The organism is Patulibacter minatonensis DSM 18081 (assembly GCF_000519325.1).
Classification (GTDB): domain Bacteria; phylum Actinomycetota; class Thermoleophilia; order Solirubrobacterales; family Solirubrobacteraceae; genus Patulibacter; species Patulibacter minatonensis.
In genome coordinates this window covers 3,188,929-3,205,014 of sequence record NZ_KI912613.1, presented here as the reverse complement: position 1 = coordinate 3,205,014, position 16,086 = coordinate 3,188,929, and the positions used below count along the sequence as shown (strand labels likewise).

Genomic DNA, 16,086 nt, shown 5'->3' with positions numbered 1-16,086 from the left:
GCTAGCAGCGGTCCGGCGCGCGCCCGACCACGATCCGGCCGATGCCGGCGAGGTCGTCCCGGACCTCCGTGTCCGGGAATCCGGCCGCCCGGGCGAGCGCCGCGGTGGCGTCGGCCTGGCCGATCCCGATCTCCACCCCGACGAGCGTGGCGCCGAACGCGCGGGCGGCGGGCAGCAGCCGGCGGACGACGTCGAGCCCGTCGGGGCCCCCGAACAGCGCGAGGTGCGGGTCGTGGTCGGCGACCTCCGGCGCGAGGCCCGCGAGGTCCCCGTCGGGGACGTACGGCGGGTTCGAGAGCACGGCGACGTCGCCCGGCAGCGCGGGGACGCCGTCGAGGAGATCGCCGTGGTGGAAGACGACCGGGGAGCGGAGGACCCGCGCGTTCTCGCGGGCGACCACGAGCGCGTCCTCCGAGACGTCGGTCGCATGGACCACGAGGTCGGGGCGCTCGTCGGCCAGGGCCAGGGCGATCGCGCCGCTGCCCGTCCCGACGTCGACGACGGTCGCGCCGTCGGGCAGCTCCAGCCCGAGCTCGACGAGCAGCTCGGTCTCCGGCCGCGGGATCAGGACACGGCCGTCGACGCGCAGGTCGAGGTTCCGGAACCCGCGCACGCCCAGCAGGTGCGCGACCGAGGCGCGGCGGACCGCCCGGCCCTCCTCGTGCGCGGCGATCGCGGCCACCTGCTCGGCGGTGAGCGGCCGGTCCGGCGACAGGAAGAGCCGCGCGCGGTCCGCGCCGATCGCGTCCGCGACCAGCAGCTCCGCGTCCAGGCGCGGCGAGTCGAGGCCGACCGCGGCGAACCGGGCGGTCAGGCGCCGGACGGCGACCCCGACGGTCCCGTCGATCACGCGCCGGAGGCGGCGAGCTCTTCGAGCAGTCGGCGCTTCTCGTCCGCCTGCAGACCGCCGGTGAACTCCTCGAGCTCGCCCTCGAGGATCGCTTCGAGCGCGTACTTCGTGAGCTTGATGCGGTGGTCGGTGACGCGACCCTCGCCGAAGTTGTACGTGCGGATCTTCTCCGCGCGGTCGCCGGTGCCGACCTGGGCGGAGCGGGCGGCGGACTGCTCGGCCTGCTGCTCGGCGACGGCGTGCTCGTAGAGGCGGGCGCGGAGAACGCGGAGCGCCTTCTCGCGGTTCTGGAGCTGCGACTTCTCGTCCTGCATCGAGACGACGACGCCCGAGGGCTTGTGCGTGATCCGCACGGCAGAGTCCGTGGTGTTCACCGACTGGCCGCCCGGGCCGGACGAGCGGTAGACGTCGATCTGGAGGTCGCTCTGCTCGATGTGGATGTCGACGTCCTCGGCCTCGGGGAGCACGGCGACGGTGCACGTGGAGGTGTGGATGCGGCCCTGCGTCTCGGTGGCGGGCACGCGCTGGACGCGGTGGGTCCCGGCCTCCCACTTGAAGACGGAGAACGCGCCCTCGCCCTTGACGGCGAAGGTGTACTTGCCGTCGGAGACCGACAGCGACTCGGTCTTGAAGCCGCGGCGCTCGGCGTACTTCACGAGCATGCGGTGGACGTCTCCCGCGAACAGGCCGCCCTCCTCGCCGCCGGCGCCGCCCTGGATCTCGACGATGACGTCCTTGTCGTCGTTGGGGTCCGGGTCGACCATCGCGACGCGGATCTCCTCCTCGAGCTCGGTGATCCGCAGCTTCGCGGCGTCGAGCATCTCGCGGATCTCGGGGTCCTCGTCGTCGGCGAGCATCTCGCGGGCGCCGGCGGCGTCGTCGACCGCGTGACGCCACTGGCCGGCGAGCGCGTTGGCGTTCGTCATGCGGCGGTACTCGCGTCCGACCTCGGCGTAGCGCCGGCGGTCGCCGATGACGTCGGGATCGACGATCTGTGCCTCGAGCTCGGCGAACCGGGCCTCGATCTGTTCCACCAGCGCCTCGATCACGACCACCGAGCTTACGCCCGGTGGCGAGGAGGACGCCACGCGGGTCTAGGCGGCGACCTCGATGCCCGCGCGCTCGCGGCGGGTCGCGGTGCGCGGGTCCTCGCGGTCCAGCACGGCCTGCATCGCGGCGATCGCCACGGCCAGCTGGTCGTGGTCGGGCTCCTTCGTCGTCAGGCGCTGCAGCTGGAGTCCCGGCCACATGAGGAAGCCGACGACGCCGTTGCCGCGGTGCTTGCCGGCGAACTTGATCGCCTCGAACGAGAGGCCGATGACGATCGGGATCCCGATGATCCGGCTGGCCATCATCCAATACCAGTCGAGCAGCCCGAGCGGCGCGAAGACGAAGATCGCGACGATCATCACGATGAGCATGAAGCTCGTCCCGCACCGCGGGTGCAGACGGCTGAACCGTTGCGCGTTCTCCGGCGTCAGCGGGAGCCCGGCCTCGTAGCAGGCGATCGTCTTGTGCTCGGCCCCGTGGTACTCGAAGACCCGTCTGAGGTCCGCCAGGCGCGTGACGAGCACGAGGTAGCCGAGGAAGATCGCCGTCCGCAGGACCCCCTCGACGGTCCAGAAGAGCCAGCCGCTGCCGAGCTGGTCCTTGATCAGGCTGGTGATGCCGACCGGCGTCAGGAAGAACAGGCCGACGGCGAGGCCGATCCCGCCGAGCGCCGCGATGATCCACTCGCCGCGCCCGATCTCCGGCTCGTCGTCCGCCTGCTGGGCGTTCGCGGCCATCTGCAGGGCGCGGAAGCCGATCTTCAAGGACTCGACGAGCGCGACCATGCCGCGCAGGACGGGGGTCCGGAGGATCTTCTTCCGCGCGAGGATCGAGGAGAACGGGAAGACCTCGACGTCGATGTCGCCGCGCGAGGCCTCGCCCGTCGGGACGGAGCCGTCGACGAACTGCTCCGGGAGCGGCTTGCGGATCGCGACGGCCCAGTGGCGGACGCCGCGCATCATCACGCCCTCGATGACGGCCTGACCGCCGACGGGCGCGTCTTGCTGGTCGGCGTACTCCCCGCCGCGCTCGCGGCGCCGCGGAGGGCGTCCGCCGTCTTCGGGCGACCTGGTCGGTCGCTCGCGTTCGGGGGCGGCGCGGGGGGTCCGGACGGGCGCTTCCATACGGCGCCCGTCGACGGGAGGTCCACCGGACCTGAGCCTCCGACCGGGAGATCCCACGGATGTCCGGGTCGGGGGCGGGAGGCGCTCCGCGGGGCCGTCCTGGTCGAACGGCCGGGTGCGGGCGGAGCGCCCGGGCACTACGACTCCGTGGGAGCCTGCGCAGCCTCGTCGGCCTGGCGCTTGGCGGCGCGGCGCTTGAAGCGCTCGACGCGACCGGCGGTGTCGACGATCTTCTGCTTGCCCGTGTAGAACGGGTGCGAGGCCGACGAGAGCTCGACGTCGATCACCGGGTAGGTCGTCCCGTCGATCTCGATCGTCTTGTCGCTCTTGACGGTCGAACGGGTGATGAACGTGGCGCCGGCACCGGCGTCACGGAAGACCACGGGGGCGTACTCGGGGTGGATCTCAGTCTTCATGGCCGGGGAACCCTAGCAGCCACCGGGCGGTGGGCACGGTGCGCTCTCGCCGCCGTGGGACCGTGACGACGCCGCGTCATCGGGTCACCGGAGCGCAGGAGGCGGTGAGCTGCCCGTCGGTGTCCGGGCGCGCGTCGACGAGCCCGTCGGGATCGATCTGCACCATCACCGGCACGCCCTGGGTGCACCGCTTGCCCGGGAGCAGGACGTTCTCGGTCGCCGCGGCGGGATGGAGGACCCCGGTGGCGAGCACCGTCTGACCCTGCCGGACGACGACGGGCACGTCGACGCCCTTGAGGGCGTCGAGGCCGTCCGCGCGCAGTCCGATCCGGTACGCGACCTCGCCGCCGGCGGTGCTGGGGAGCCACCCGAAGTCGCCGGTCAGCCCGACGTGGGGCCGCAGGTCCTTCACGACGCACGCACGGCTCGTCCTGCGCACCGCGCGGGACGCGCCGCCGGTGGACCACCGGTAGGTCGCCCGCAGGCGGTAGCTGCTGCCCGCGTGGAGGCCTTGCACGTTGAAGCGCCGGCTCAGGCTCGGCGCGCCCGACTTCGCGGTCACGAAGTCGCCGAAGCCCGTCGGCACCGACGCGCCCTTCAGCGCCTTCCACTTCGCCCCGGGCAGACGCTCCTCGAGCCGGACGGAGAAGCCGTAGGACGAGCTCGGCGGCACGTCCTTCATCCGGACGGTGAACGTCGCCGCGCGCGCGGAGGCGTCGGTCGCGGAGGTCGTGCAGACGCCCCGGGACACCGCGACGGCACCGGCCGGCACGGTGGTCGCGGCCGACGCGCCGACGGGCGCGGCGAGCAGCAGTGCGAGCCCCGTGAGGGGGAGCAGACGACGTGACCGGCGGGGACCGGTGAGTGGAGCGGGCAAGGCGGGGTCCGGATCGGGGGTGCGGAGGACGCGTGCCCATCATGGCGCACGGTCGCACCCCTACAAACGCGCGAGGGGCCCGCAAGTTGCGGGCCCCTCGGCGATCCTGCCCTGCCGGTGCCGCCGGACGGCGGCCGACCGGGTCCTCCTCAGGTGGCCTGGTACGACGGGCCGTCGCCGCCCTCGGGGGGCGTCAGGCGACCACCGCGGGCGGTGATCGCGCCGCACTGCACGCAGTTCGTGTAGTTGACCGTGACGTCGACGTAGCCCTCCTTGGGCTGGTCGTCCTCGATCTCGTACACGCCGGCCGGGCACATCCAGGCCCAGGCCTCTGCAACGTCGCGCTTGACGTGCTTCTCGATCCGGATGTGGCTCGGCGCGTCGTCGCGCGTCGCGTTGCCGGTGATGAAGACCGACGAGAGCTTGTCGAAGAAGTACTTGCCGTCGGGCTGCGGGTAGCGGTCCTTCAGCGGCTTGGCCGGGATCGAGACCTCGACCTCGGCGTCGCGATGCAGCTCGGGCCCCTTGCCCGGCGGCAGCTTGCCCTTCGTGATGAAGTCCAGGCCGGAGAGGCCGGCGCCGACGAGCAGCGAGTGCGAGTCGAGCAGCGGCCGGTTGTTCTGGACCTCGGCGAGCGTCTTGCCGACGAGCGACTCCTCGATCGCGGTCTCGTACGACGAGAAGTCGTTCGACCCGGCCTTGAGCTGCTCGAAGATCGACTCGGCGGCGAGGCGCCCCGCCTCGATCGCCATGTGGACGCCCTTCAGGCGGGCCATGTCGACCATCGAGGCGCACTCGCCGGCGATGACCGCACCGGGCGTCGAGAGCTTCGGCATCGACTTCAGGCCGCCGGCCTGGATGGCCTTCGCGCCCCAGGCGGTGCGCTCGCCGCCCTCGAGGATCTCGCGGACGTACGGGTGGGCCTTGAAGGCCTGCAGCAGGTCGTGGACCGACGCCGTGGCGTCCGGCGTGTGGAGCGGGATGACGTAGCCGATGGAGACCTGGTCGTCGCCCAGGGGGTAGATCCAGCCACCGCCGGCCTCGGCCAGCTTCTTCTTCGGGCGGGCGGGCCAGCCGAAGGTGTGGATGACCTTCTTGAAGGGCTTCTTGACCTTCCAGACCTCCTTGGCGCCGATCTCCCAGATCGCCGGGTCCTTGCCGGCGGCGAGGTCGAAGCGCTTGACGGCGGCGCCGGTCAGGTGGCCCCAGGTGCCCTCGGCCAGGACGGTCGCCTTGGCCGTCATGTCCATGCCGGGCTCGAAGTTCTTGTTCTCGGAGCCGTCCTTGCCCCGGCCCTTGTCGCCGGTACGGATGCCGACCACGTCGTCGCCCTCGACGAGGAGCTTCGACGCGGCGGTCTCCGTGAGGATGTACGCGCCGGCGTCCTCGGCCTGCTCGGCGAGCCAGCGGCACATCTGGGAGATCGAGATGACCCAGTTGCCCTTGTTCTTGAAGTTCGGGGGCGTGGTCGGGAACGAGAAGGACTTCTTCTCGTTGCGCAGCCACACGGCGCCGTCGTCCTCCGCCTCGGTGTAGGCCCAGGACATGTCGTTCAGGTCGACGTCCGGGAAGAGCGTCTTGAACGGGCCCGGCTTCATCACGGCGCCGGACATGTTGTGCGCGCCGCACACCTTGCCCTTCTCGACGACCGCGACGGGGACCTCGCCGAGCGACTCCAGGAGCTCCGGGTCCTCGGCGAGGAGCTGGAGCAGCCTGTTGGCGCACGCCAGGCCGGCAGGGCCGCCACCCACGATGGCGACCCCGACCTCGATGCGCTCGTCCTCGGGGTCCGTCGGCGCGGCGACGAACTCCTCGACGACGTCGACCGGGGGCGGGAACTGCGACGGAGCGACGCCGCCGTTGTGGGAAGCAGCCATGCCGGAGTCCTCAGCCCTTCTTGGCCTTGATCGCCTCGGCGAGCGCCGGGACGATCGAGTGCAGGTCGCCGACGACGCCGAGATCCGCGAACTCGAAGATCGGGGCGTTGCCGTCCTTGTTGATGGCGACGATCGCGTCGGAGGACTGCATGCCCACCTTGTGCTGGATCGCGCCCGAGACCCCGAGACCGAGGTACAGCTTCGGCGCGACGGTCTTGCCCGTCTGGCCGATCTGCCCGGCGTAGGGGAACCAGCCGGCGTCGACGGCCGCGCGGGTCGCCGCGACGGCGGCGGAGCCGCCGAACGCCTCGGCCAGGCCCTCGGCGACGGAGAAGTTCTCCGCCGAGCCGAGGCCGCGGCCACCGGTGATCAGGACCTGCGCGTCCTCGATGTTGACGTCGGCGCCGCGCTGCTCGCCGCGCGTGACGACCTCGAGCTTGCCGGCCGCGTCGGAGAGCGTCACGTCGACGTCCTCGACGGAGACCGGGGAGCCGGACTCCTTCGGCTCGAACGCGTTCAGGCGCGCGGCGATGACGCCGAGACCCTCGAACGAGATGTCGGAGATCTGCGTGTCGCCGAGGATCGGGCGCTCGGCGACGACCTTGCCGTCGGCGACCTTCAGACCCGTGATCTCGACGCCGATGCCGCCGCCACGACGGGCGGCGAGGCCGGCGCCGGCCTCGAAGCCGAGGAGGCCGCCGCCGAAGATGACGTAGCCGTAGTCCCCGGACTCGAGGACCGCGTCGAGCGCGTCGACGACCGGCTGCGAGACGCCGGCCGGCGCCTTCACGCGGAACGCCTTGGTGGCACCGTAGGTGCCGATGGAGCCCGCGGTGTCGTCGGAGACGTCCTCGCCGACGAAGACCGCGTGGGCCTCGCCGCCGAGCTCGGAGGCCAGCTCGGCGGCCTTGGAGACGGCGCCGAGGGAGTTCTTGTTGATCGCGCCCTCGTGGTGCAGCGCGTAGACCAGGATGTTCGTCATCAGATCAGCTTCCTGTCGTCGAGCCAGGCGACGATCTTCTCGACCGTCTCGGCGGTGTCCTCGTCCTCGATCAGCTCGCCGGCGGCCTTCGCGGGCGGCTCCTGCGAGCCGGTCCAGACGGCCTTGCGGCCGGCCTCGCCGACCTTCGAGGCGTCGATCTCGGCGTCGCCGAGCGACAGCGACTCGAGCGGCTTCTTCTTTGCGCCCATGATCGCCTTCAGCGACGGGTAGCGCGGCTCGTTGATGGCGTCGCCGACCGAGATCACGGCCGGGAGCGTCACCTTGACGGTGTCGTAGCCGTACTCGGCCTGGCGCTCGCAGGTGAGCGTCTGCCCGTCGACGTCGAGCTTGATGACCTGGGTGAGGCCGGGCCACCCCAGGTACTCGGCGACGGCGGCGCCGACGGCGTAGGACTGGCCGTCGTCCGACTGCTGACCCGCGAGGACCAGGTCGGGGCTCTCGCGCTTGATGAGCTCGGCCAGGGCGTACCCCGTGCCGACCACGTCGGAGCCGACGAGGGCGTCGTCGGTCAGGTGGATCGAGCGATCCGCGCCGAGCGAGACGGCCTTGTGCAGCGCCTTGACGGCGCTCGACGGGCCGACCGTGACGGCCACGACCTCGTCGACGTCGAGCGCGCCGCTCTCCTTGAGCTGCAGCGCGGCTTCGATGGCGTGGGTGTCGAACGGGTTCAGCGTCTTCTCGCCACTGCGGTCGAGACGACCGGTGGACGAGTCGACCTGCTTCTGAACGGCCGCGTCCGGGACCTCTTTCACCAGGACGACGATCTTTGTCACTTTGTGAGCCTCCTTGGGGGCCAACGGGCGGTCGGAGTGTAGCGGGGATTCCCGAGAGATACTCGGACGTCCTCCTATTTTCCGACCGGCGGTAACTTCGCGAGCGGTGGCGGGGCTCGATGTCAGCGTGCACCACGCGTCCGGTCCCCGCCGTGTCCCTCGGTCGACGGTACGCCCCAGGGGACGATGCCGGTTGCGAGAGTCGGTGCCGCCGCGCGTCGGCGCGATCCTATCCCGCCGGGATCGCGCCACGTCCGGCGCCCCGCCGCGGCCGTTGGAGCGGCGTACCGTGGGACGGCACGCCGCGGGCCGCGAGCAGCGCGTCGCGCCGGTCGGCGCGGTCGGTGCGGGCGCGCGGGATGCTGTGACGGTGCGCACGTCCGGTGACTACCCCCGCGCCGCCGTCGCATCCGCCGGGGTCGCGGGCGTCCCCGCCGCGGGCGTCCCTTCGAGCGGCCGCACGGACGGGGTCCGCGGCGCTCCGGGGAGCCGCCGTCGCACCGTCGGGCGCGTGGCCGTCGCCGCCGGCGCGGCACTGGCGGCGATCCTCCCGGCCGTCGTCGCGCCGACCGCACGGGCGCAGCCCGGCTCCGCCGTGCCGCTCGTCGTGCAGGACGACGCCGAGCTCCTGAACCGGACACCCGATCGCGTCCGCCGCGACCTCGGGGTGGCCCGCGACCTCGGGGTCGGGGTCGTCCGTCTCACCGCGAGCTGGTCGCGGATCGCACCCGATCCGCGGTCGACGACGAAGCCCGGCGGCGCCTTCCGCGCCGGCGTGCCCTCGACGTACGCCCCGGGTGCGTGGGACCACCTCGACGTCGCCGTCCGCGAGGCGCGGCGCGCCGGACTCCGGGTGCTGGTCGACGTCGCGTTCTGGGCACCCCGGTGGGCCGTCGACCCGGCGTCGCCGGACCGCGACCGGCCCCGGCTCCGCCCCGACCCGGCGGAGTTCCGTGCGTTCGCGACGGCGGTGGCCCGGCGCTACGACGGGTCGGCGACCGGGTCCGACGGACGGCCCCTCCCCCGCGTCGACCTCTACGCCACCTGGAACGAGCCGAACCACCCGGCGTTCCTGTCGCCCCAGTGGCGCCGAGAGGGCACGAGGTTCGACGCCGCGTCGGCCGACGTCTACCGCGCGATGCACGAGGCGGCGGCGCCCGCGATCCGGGAGGCGTCCCCCGGCGCGACGGTCCTCCTCGGCAACCTGACGTCGATCGGCGGACGCGACGGAGAGGCCGGGGTCCCTCCCCTGCGGTTCCTCCGCCGGCTGGCCTGCGTCGACGACGCGCTGCGGCCGGTCACCGACGGCGCGTGCCGGGACTTCCGGCCCGTCACCGCCGACGGGCTCGCGTTCCACCCGTACACCCGCTACGTGACCCCCGGGACCCCGGCGGTCGGCCGCGACCGGGTGCAGCTCGCGGACCAGGCGAAGCTCCAGTCGCTGCTGCGACGGCTGCGGGACGCGCGGCGGATCGTGCTGGACGGCGCCCCGGGCGTCCCGGCCCCGGTGTGGCTCACGGAGTACGGCTACGAGGCGCGCGAGGACGATCCGTACCAGCCGTTCACGCGCGCCGACCAGGCGCGGTTCGTCGGCTGGAGCGGCTATCTCGCCTGGCGCTCCCCGGGCGTCGTCAGCGCCGCGCAGTTCCTGATCCGGGACATCGATCCGGCCGAGACGGGGCTCTCGGAGGACGACCGTCGCCGCTACCGCGACTGGCAGAGCGGCGTCCTCGACACGCACGGCGCCCCGAAGCCGGCTGCCGGGGCGCTGGCGCTGCCGTTCTGGCCGCGGATCGTCGGGTCGGGAGCGTCGCGCCGGCTGTGGGTCTTCGCCCAGGTGCGCCGCGGCGTCGGCCCGCAGACCGTCGCGATCCAGCGGTGGGACGACGAGGACGAGACCTGGCGCCCGGTCGCGCTCCGCGCGTGCGGCACGCCGCGGCCCGGGTGCGGGGGCCCCGGCGACGGCGACGTCTTCAGCGGCCCGCTGCGTACCGACCCGCAGGGCGTGGCGGTGCGGTCGGGTGCAGCGGTCCCGGATCCGGGGGACCGGCTCCGGCTGTTGTGGCAGCAGGCGCCGGGGTCGTGGCTGGCGGGTCCGCCGATCACGGTGGTCGCCGACCGGCCGGCGTGAGGTGGAGACCGACCGGGACGGTCCGCCCACGGGCCGGGGCCCGCGCGTGGTCCGACGGGGCTGCGTCAGCCCTCGTAGCGGCGGACGGCCTTCCAGGCGGCGGGCAGCAGCGCCCCGCCGACCGCGGCCTTCACGAGCCCGCCGACGATGAAGACGGTGAATCCGTGGTGGATCGCGTCGCCCCAGCTCATGTCCGTCACGGCCTGAAGCACCACGACGCCCGGGACGAAGACGAGGAGCTGGGCGAGCACGAACGCGGCGAAGGCGAGATGCACCTTCTTGTCGGCGCCGGCCTCCGCGAGACGGCCGATCAGCGCCGTCGCGAGGACGAAGCCGAGCAGGTAGCCGCCGCTCGCGCCCCAGAGGGTCTCGACGCCCGAGCCGCCGTCGGCGTAGACGGGGAGCGCGAACCCGAGCAGGACGTAGAGGAGCATCGAGGCGGTGCCGCGACGCATGCCCAGCGTGGCGCCGACGAGCCCGACGGCGAGCGTCTGGCCCGTCATCGGCACCGGCGTCATCGGGATCGTGATCTGCGCCATCAGACCGGTGAACAGCGCGCCGAAGGTGATCAGGACGCCGTCGCGGACCCGGGTCCCGGGGACGAGATCGGCGAGGACGGTGCGTGGGCCGACGGTCGCGGCGGGGGACGTGAGCGTGCTCATGTAGGTGACCCTTTCACACGCGGACGCCGGTCCGCTTCCGGGCGGGGGTCTCCGGGGCCGGCCGGCCGGGTCACGATCGGGGACGGGCTGTGCGCCCCGTCACGGACCTGCGATCGTGGTGCGCGACAGGGGCGGCGGGCGGCTTCCCGCGGCGTCAGCTCTCGAAGTCCCCGGCGCCCCGGCGGACGGCCTCGAGGAGGTCGGTCAGCCGCTCCTGGTCGTCGGCACCGAGCGCCTCGAGCGAGAACGCCGCGGCGTTCATGTCGAGCGTCGCCGCCTGCGCCACGGACCGGCCCTCGTCCGTGATCTCGGCGAGCGTCGCCCGCCGGTCGCTCTCGTGCGGGACGCGGCGGACGAACCCGTCGATCTCGAGCTTGTCGACGATGTTGGTCACGCTCGTCCGGTGCACCTGGAGCCGCTCGCCGAGCTTCCCCAGCGGCAGCGCACCCTCGCGCGTGAACGACAGGAGCATCAGCGCCTCGTAGCGCGGGAACGTCAGCCGGTGGTCGCGGAGCACCGCGTTCAGCTGCGCGAGCAGGATCTGCTGGACGCGCATGACGGACGTGACCGCGGCCATCGGACGGGCGGGCTCGGAGCCCCAGCGCTCCGTCCAGTGGCGCCGCGCCTCGCCGATCGGGTCTCTGCGCAGGGGTTCGGGCACGCCGGAACCCAATCACACCGCGGTGGGTCCTCGGGAGGGACGCCCCCGACCGACGGGCCGATCGGGGGCGCTCGCTTCGTCCCGCGGACGGGCGGACCGTCCGCGGGAGGCGCTCGCTACTTCCCGCAGACGGGCCAGGGCGCCGTGCCCCGGTCCGCGAGCAGCTTCGCGGCGATGCGGTCCTGGGTCGCCTCGGAGGCGGCCGCCGGGTCGCCGGAGCCGCCGTTGGCCGCCCACGTCTGGCGGTCGAACTGGTACTTGCCGCGGTACTGGCCGCTCGGCGAGATCGCCGTCGGGTCGCCACCGGACTCGCACTGGGCGATCTTGGCGAGCGTCGCGTTGGGCGCGGAGCCGACCGCGGCCGCGTCCTTCGTCGTCGCGGACCGGGAGCCGGCCTGGGCCGAGACGCCCATCGCCTTCAGCGTCCGGGGCCCGAGGACGCCGTCGGCCTCGAGGCCGTTCCGTCGCTGCCACGACTTCAGCGCCTTGCGGGTCTGCGGGCCGACGATGCCGTCCGCGGTGACGCCGAGCTTCTTCTGTGCCGCGGTCACGCCGCCGGCGGCGACCTGCGCCGACCCGGTCGATGCCGAGCCGCTGCTCGTGGCCTGCTGGGCGGCGGCGACGCCACCGAAGCCGAGCACGCCGACGACCAGCGTCGTGGCGGTGATCCGGCGACGCCGGCTCCACCGGCGCATGCGTGCCGCAGCGGCGCGGCGGGCCTGCGACGCACGCAGGCTGCGACTCCAGCGCAGGCTGGAGTCCTGTTCGCGAGTCTGGCTCACGGGGACCGTCCTTCGTCTCTCGCGCCTACGGGGTTAGCTGACGGGCTCGCGCTCTGAGACTGCGCTACGCCGGATCACTCCGGCGATTCGCCCCCGACCGCCCGAAGGCGATCAATGGGTCCCCCGTTCCCCGTCGACGTGCGGCGGGGACTCGGCAATGGGTTATGGAGCGCCGAAGCGTATCCGAAGAGACGGCGCGTGCGAAGCGTTGGCCCGCGATCGCCCTCCCCGACGGGGATCGCGGGTCTGGACGCCCGGGGAGGAACCGACGCGCGGACGTCGACGCGCGGCGAGCGGAGGACCGCTCGCGGAGCGGTCGTCAGCCGCCGGTGCGCGCCCGCGCCGCCCGGGACCGGCCGGCCGTCGCGGCCCGGCCGAGGCCGCCCAGGGTCCCGAGCGCCGCCAGGGCGACGACGGTCCGCACGTGGCTCGACAGGCGCTCCAGCCGGATGACCTCCCACCCCTCGTCGGCGGCCACGCGGGCGAGCTCGCGGTCCGGGTTCACGGCGACGGGGTGACCGACGGCGCGCAGCATCGGGAGGTCCGACTCGCTGTCGGAGTACGCCCACGACGCGGCGAGGTCGAACCCCTCGCGTGCGGCCAGGGCCTCGATGGCCGCGACCTTGCCCTCGCGGTAGGTCATCGGGCCCGACAGCCGGCCCGTGTAGCGCCCGTCGCGCTGCTCGAGCGGTGCGCCGATGCCGCCGTCGAACGCGACGACGCGGGCCACCATGTCCGCCGTCTCCTGCGTCGACGCGGTGACGATGTAGACCGGGCGCCCGGCGTCCTGGTGCTCCCACGCGAGGGCGAGCATGCTCGGGTACAGCCGCGGGAGCAGGCCGGCGAGGACCCGCGGGGCGAGGCGGTCGAAGTCGCGGACCCGCTGGCCGGCGATGAAGGCGCCGGCGCGCTCCCAGACCCGCTGGGTCGACTCGTCGGTCGACCCGCGCATGCGGAACTTCAGGTTCTCCCAGCCGTCGGCGGCCAGCCGGCGGCGGGAGATCAGGCCCTGGGCGGCTGCGGCGCGGGCCCAGTAGAAGCCCGACGATCCGGCGACGAGCGTCTTGTCGAGGTCGAAGAAGACGGCGGCGCGGGAGCCGGGGTCGCCGTCGCCCGGCGGCACGGCGACGGGGGTCGAGGCGTCGGTCACGGGCTGGGCGACGGGGGTCGGGGCGTCGGACACAGCGCGCACCCTACCCGCGGGTCCTCAGGGGCCGGTCAAGGCGGCGTGGCGCCGATCGCCCGCGCGGCCGAGCCCTCCGGCGGTGCGACGGCCGCGCTCCCCCCCCGGTGCGACGGCCGTCCGGCGTCGGCCGGCCCGACGGGTGGGCCGGTCGTCCGGGACGGCGACGGGCGGCGCCGGGACCGTCCGCCCTACGCCTCCGGGTCGCGGGCCGCCGGGCGCCGGGCCCACCGCGGCTCCCCGTGCAGGCGCCACGTCCGGCGCCCGGTGCCGATGCCGACGGCGATCGCCAGGGCGAGCAGGAACCAGAGCCCGTCCGAGCGCGGCGCGCCGGTCAACCCCACGACCGCGACCGCCGCGAGGACGACCGAGATCCCGAGCCAGACCGGCGCGGGGATGAACCACCAGATGGGCCGCCAGCGCGAGAGCTGGACGCGGTCGGTCCACGACTGGTCGTCGAGGAGCCGGCGCGCGGCCGGGCTCAGGGCCGCCCGGCGCCGGGCGGCGCGGACGAGCAGGAACACCGTGACGCCGGCGGCGATCGCCGCCCAGACGATCGCGACCGACGTGCGGTCCTCGGTGTCGCCCGTCAGCGTGCCGAGGGCGCGGAAGACGGCGAACGCGACGACCGCCCAGCCCCACCGCCCGTTGACCCAGCTCCGGGCGTCGGAGGCCAGGTTGCCGCGGGCGACGGCGTCCTCCGGATCGGCGCGCGCGGCGTCCTCGAAGAGCCCCCGCGCCTCCGCGCCGCGCTCCTTGCCCTGTGCGCGGACGGCGATCGCGAGGTCGTTCAGGGCGTCCGCGTCGCCCGGGTCCAGGCGGAGCGCCTCGCGGTAGGCCGCCTCGGCCTCGGCGTCGCGGTCCAGCGCCAGGAGCGCCGCCCCGCGGACGCTGTGGGCGTCGGAGCGCTCCGGATCCAGCCGGACGGCGCGGTCGGCCGCGTCGAGGCCCTCGGGGAACCACCGCGAGCGCAGGCACGCGCGGGCGAGCGTGAGGTGGCAGAACGGGTCCTCCGGGTCGATCCGGACCGCCTCGCGGGCGGCGTCGACCGCCTCGCGCTTGCGGCGCAGGTCCGTGGACAGCACGAGCGCCCGGATCGCGTGGGCATAGGCGAACTCCGGGGCGGCGGCCACGGCGCGCTCCGCGTGCGGGAGCGCGTCCTTCCCGCGCCCCTGGAGGAGCAGGACGCGCGCGAGCTCGGTCCGGAGCAGCGGGTCGTCGGGCAGGTCCGACAGCGCGCCGAGGAGCTGGGCCTCGGCCTCCGCGTGCCGCCCGACGGCCGTGAGCGCGGAACTCCGCTGCAGGGCGTCCGCGGCCGGGTCGACCCGGCCGCCCACGAGCTCCGGATCGCCCGTCACCGCTTGTGCCGCTTCAGGTAGTCGAGGAGCTCGTCGTACTCGCCGCCCTCGTCGGCGAAGGTGGCGTAGCTCTTGGCGACGTCGAACCAGGAGGTCGTCGACGGCCGGGACTCCTTCGTCGCGGCGCGCAGGTCGGAGCGCGTGACCGGGTCGACCTTGCCGGAGCGGACGGCCCGCTCCATCGCGCGCTCGGTCGCGTCGTCGACGAGGCGGACGAGATCGGCACCGGAGAACAGGGCGGTGCGGGCGACGATCTCGTCGACGTTGACGTCCTTCGCCGTCGGCCGCGACGCGAGGGCGCCGTGGAGGATCGCCGCGCGCGCCGGCTCGTCGGGCGGCAGGACCAGGACGGAGCGGTCGAAGCGGCCCGGCCGCCGGAGCGCGGTGTCGACGTCCCACGGGTGGTTCGTGGCGCCGAGGACGAAGAGGCCGTCGTTGTCGCGCTCGGCGCCGTCGAGCTCCGAGAGCAGCTGGTTGACGGTCGTGCGGACCCCGGAGTGCCGGAGCTGGCTGCGCTTCTGTCCCAGCGCGTCGAGCTCGTCGAGGAAGACGACGCACGGCGAGGTGCGGCGCGCGTGGTCGAACGCCTCGCGGAGGTTCTGCTCCGACCTCCCGACCCACATGTCGAGGACGTCGCTGATGCCGAGGGAGACGAAGCTCGCGCCCAGCTCGCCCGCGAGCGCGCGGGCGATCAGGGTCTTGCCGCAGCCCGGAGGGCCCCAGAGGAGCAGGCCGCCGCGGAGCTGGGCGCCGTAGCTCGCGCGCAGCTCGGGGTTGGCGAGCGGCCCGAGGAAGCTCAGCTGCAGGCGGCGCTTGACCTGCTCCATCCCGCCGACGTCCTCGAGGCGGACGACGGAGCGCTCGACGTCGAGCCATCCGTCGTCGTCCTCGTCGTCCTCGTCGTCGTCCCAGTCTCCGGCGACGGGGTTGCGCGCGCGACGGGGCGGCGGGGTCCGGGAGTCGCCCGGGCCGCGGTCCGCGCCGGGGGCCGTGGGTGCGGGCGGCCGGGGCCCGAGGGCGGCGGCGTAGCGCTCGGCCGCGACGTCGTCGCCGGCGGCCTTCGCGGCGCGGGCGGCGAGGTCGAGCAGTCCGGGGTCGCCGGGATCGGACCCGAGCAGGCGCCGGCAGTGCTCGAGGGCGGCGGGCGCGTCGCCCGAGAGGAGCTCCTGCTCGGCGAGGTGTCGCCGGAGGTCGTCGTTGCCGGGCTCGCGCTCCAGCGCGTCGCGGAGGGCGTCGTTGAGGCCGCGGGACTCCGCCATGCGCCGGACCCTACGGCCCGGCGCGGGCGGGCACAACGCCGTTCGGCGGTCGTCGCGGGGCACGGCAGCGACGTCGCCGA

Annotated in this window: 15 protein-coding genes and 1 riboswitch; of the genes, 1 reads left to right on the top strand and 14 read right to left on the bottom strand. The window is 74.1% G+C overall.

The window, feature by feature from the left end; all coding sequences use genetic code 11:
- Window position 1: 1 nt before the first annotated feature.
- The 8 genes from prmC to PATMI_RS0114750 all read right to left on the bottom strand — a co-directional run bounded on the left by prmC (window position 2) and on the right by PATMI_RS0114750 (window position 7,970).
- Window positions 2–850 carry a peptide chain release factor N(5)-glutamine methyltransferase gene (gene prmC / locus PATMI_RS0114785; protein ID WP_051471706.1) on the bottom strand — a complete coding sequence of 283 codons (849 nt, stop codon included), beginning with the start codon at window positions 848–850 and terminating at the stop codon, window positions 2–4.
- Window positions 847–1,899: a peptide chain release factor 1 gene (gene prfA, locus PATMI_RS0114780; RefSeq protein ID WP_026911444.1), complete on the bottom strand. Its 1,053-nt coding sequence runs from the start codon at window positions 1,897–1,899 to the stop codon at window positions 847–849. Before prfA ends, prmC begins: the two co-directional genes overlap by 4 nt.
- A gap of 45 nt (window positions 1,900–1,944) precedes the next feature.
- A complete protein-coding gene (locus tag PATMI_RS30385) occupies window positions 1,945–3,024 on the bottom strand; it encodes a DUF1385 domain-containing protein (protein WP_051471705.1) in 1,080 nt (359 codons plus the stop codon).
- Between the two features lie 137 nt (window positions 3,025–3,161).
- Window positions 3,162–3,440, bottom strand: coding sequence for a type B 50S ribosomal protein L31 (locus tag PATMI_RS0114770; RefSeq protein WP_026911443.1), 279 nt, complete (start codon window positions 3,438–3,440; stop codon window positions 3,162–3,164).
- A gap of 76 nt (window positions 3,441–3,516) precedes the next feature.
- A complete protein-coding gene (locus tag PATMI_RS0114765; RefSeq protein ID WP_026911442.1) occupies window positions 3,517–4,317 on the bottom strand; it encodes a hypothetical protein in 801 nt (266 codons plus the stop codon).
- A 149-nt stretch (window positions 4,318–4,466) separates the two neighbouring features.
- Entirely contained in the window at window positions 4,467–6,194 is a 1,728-nt protein-coding gene (locus PATMI_RS0114760) for an electron transfer flavoprotein-ubiquinone oxidoreductase (protein ID WP_026911441.1), read from the bottom strand.
- A gap of 10 nt (window positions 6,195–6,204) precedes the next feature.
- The gene (locus tag PATMI_RS0114755) at window positions 6,205–7,176 is read right to left on the bottom strand and encodes an electron transfer flavoprotein subunit alpha/FixB family protein (protein ID WP_026911440.1); all 972 of its coding nucleotides are present in this window, start codon (window positions 7,174–7,176) and stop codon (window positions 6,205–6,207) included.
- Window positions 7,176–7,970, bottom strand: coding sequence for an electron transfer flavoprotein subunit beta/FixA family protein (locus PATMI_RS0114750; protein WP_051471703.1), 795 nt, complete (start codon window positions 7,968–7,970; stop codon window positions 7,176–7,178). Before PATMI_RS0114750 ends, PATMI_RS0114755 begins: the two co-directional genes overlap by 1 nt.
- 511 nt (window positions 7,971–8,481) lie before the next feature.
- On the opposite strand from PATMI_RS0114750, the gene PATMI_RS0114745 reads away from it, so the two are divergent.
- Window positions 8,482–10,101 carry a glycoside hydrolase 5 family protein gene (locus tag PATMI_RS0114745; protein ID WP_157260784.1) on the top strand — a complete coding sequence of 540 codons (1,620 nt, stop codon included), beginning with the start codon at window positions 8,482–8,484 and terminating at the stop codon, window positions 10,099–10,101.
- A gap of 65 nt (window positions 10,102–10,166) precedes the next feature.
- Here PATMI_RS0114745 and PATMI_RS0114740 read toward each other — a convergent pair whose 3' ends face one another.
- The 6 genes from PATMI_RS0114740 to PATMI_RS0114715 all read right to left on the bottom strand — a co-directional run bounded on the left by PATMI_RS0114740 (window position 10,167) and on the right by PATMI_RS0114715 (window position 16,006).
- On the bottom strand, window positions 10,167–10,763 hold the full coding sequence (locus PATMI_RS0114740) for a biotin transporter BioY (RefSeq protein ID WP_026911437.1): 597 nt from the start codon (window positions 10,761–10,763) through the stop codon (window positions 10,167–10,169).
- A 154-nt stretch (window positions 10,764–10,917) separates the two neighbouring features.
- A complete protein-coding gene (locus PATMI_RS0114735; protein ID WP_026911436.1) occupies window positions 10,918–11,424 on the bottom strand; it encodes a MarR family winged helix-turn-helix transcriptional regulator in 507 nt (168 codons plus the stop codon).
- Between the two features lie 116 nt (window positions 11,425–11,540).
- Window positions 11,541–12,206 carry a transglycosylase family protein gene (locus PATMI_RS34720; protein WP_157260783.1) on the bottom strand — a complete coding sequence of 222 codons (666 nt, stop codon included), beginning with the start codon at window positions 12,204–12,206 and terminating at the stop codon, window positions 11,541–11,543.
- Between the two features lie 11 nt (window positions 12,207–12,217).
- A riboswitch (cyclic di-AMP (ydaO/yuaA leader) is annotated at window positions 12,218–12,373 on the bottom strand.
- A gap of 152 nt (window positions 12,374–12,525) precedes the next feature.
- On the bottom strand, window positions 12,526–13,389 hold the full coding sequence (locus PATMI_RS30375) for an HAD family hydrolase (RefSeq protein ID WP_245604173.1): 864 nt from the start codon (window positions 13,387–13,389) through the stop codon (window positions 12,526–12,528).
- 191 nt (window positions 13,390–13,580) lie between these two features.
- Window positions 13,581–14,747, bottom strand: a complete 1,167-nt coding sequence (locus tag PATMI_RS34715; protein WP_051471701.1) for a tetratricopeptide repeat protein — start codon at window positions 14,745–14,747, stop codon at window positions 13,581–13,583.
- Window positions 14,744–16,006, bottom strand: a complete 1,263-nt coding sequence (locus tag PATMI_RS0114715; protein WP_026911434.1) for an ATP-binding protein — start codon at window positions 16,004–16,006, stop codon at window positions 14,744–14,746. Before PATMI_RS0114715 ends, PATMI_RS34715 begins: the two co-directional genes overlap by 4 nt.
- Between the last annotated feature and the right edge of the window lie 80 nt (window positions 16,007–16,086).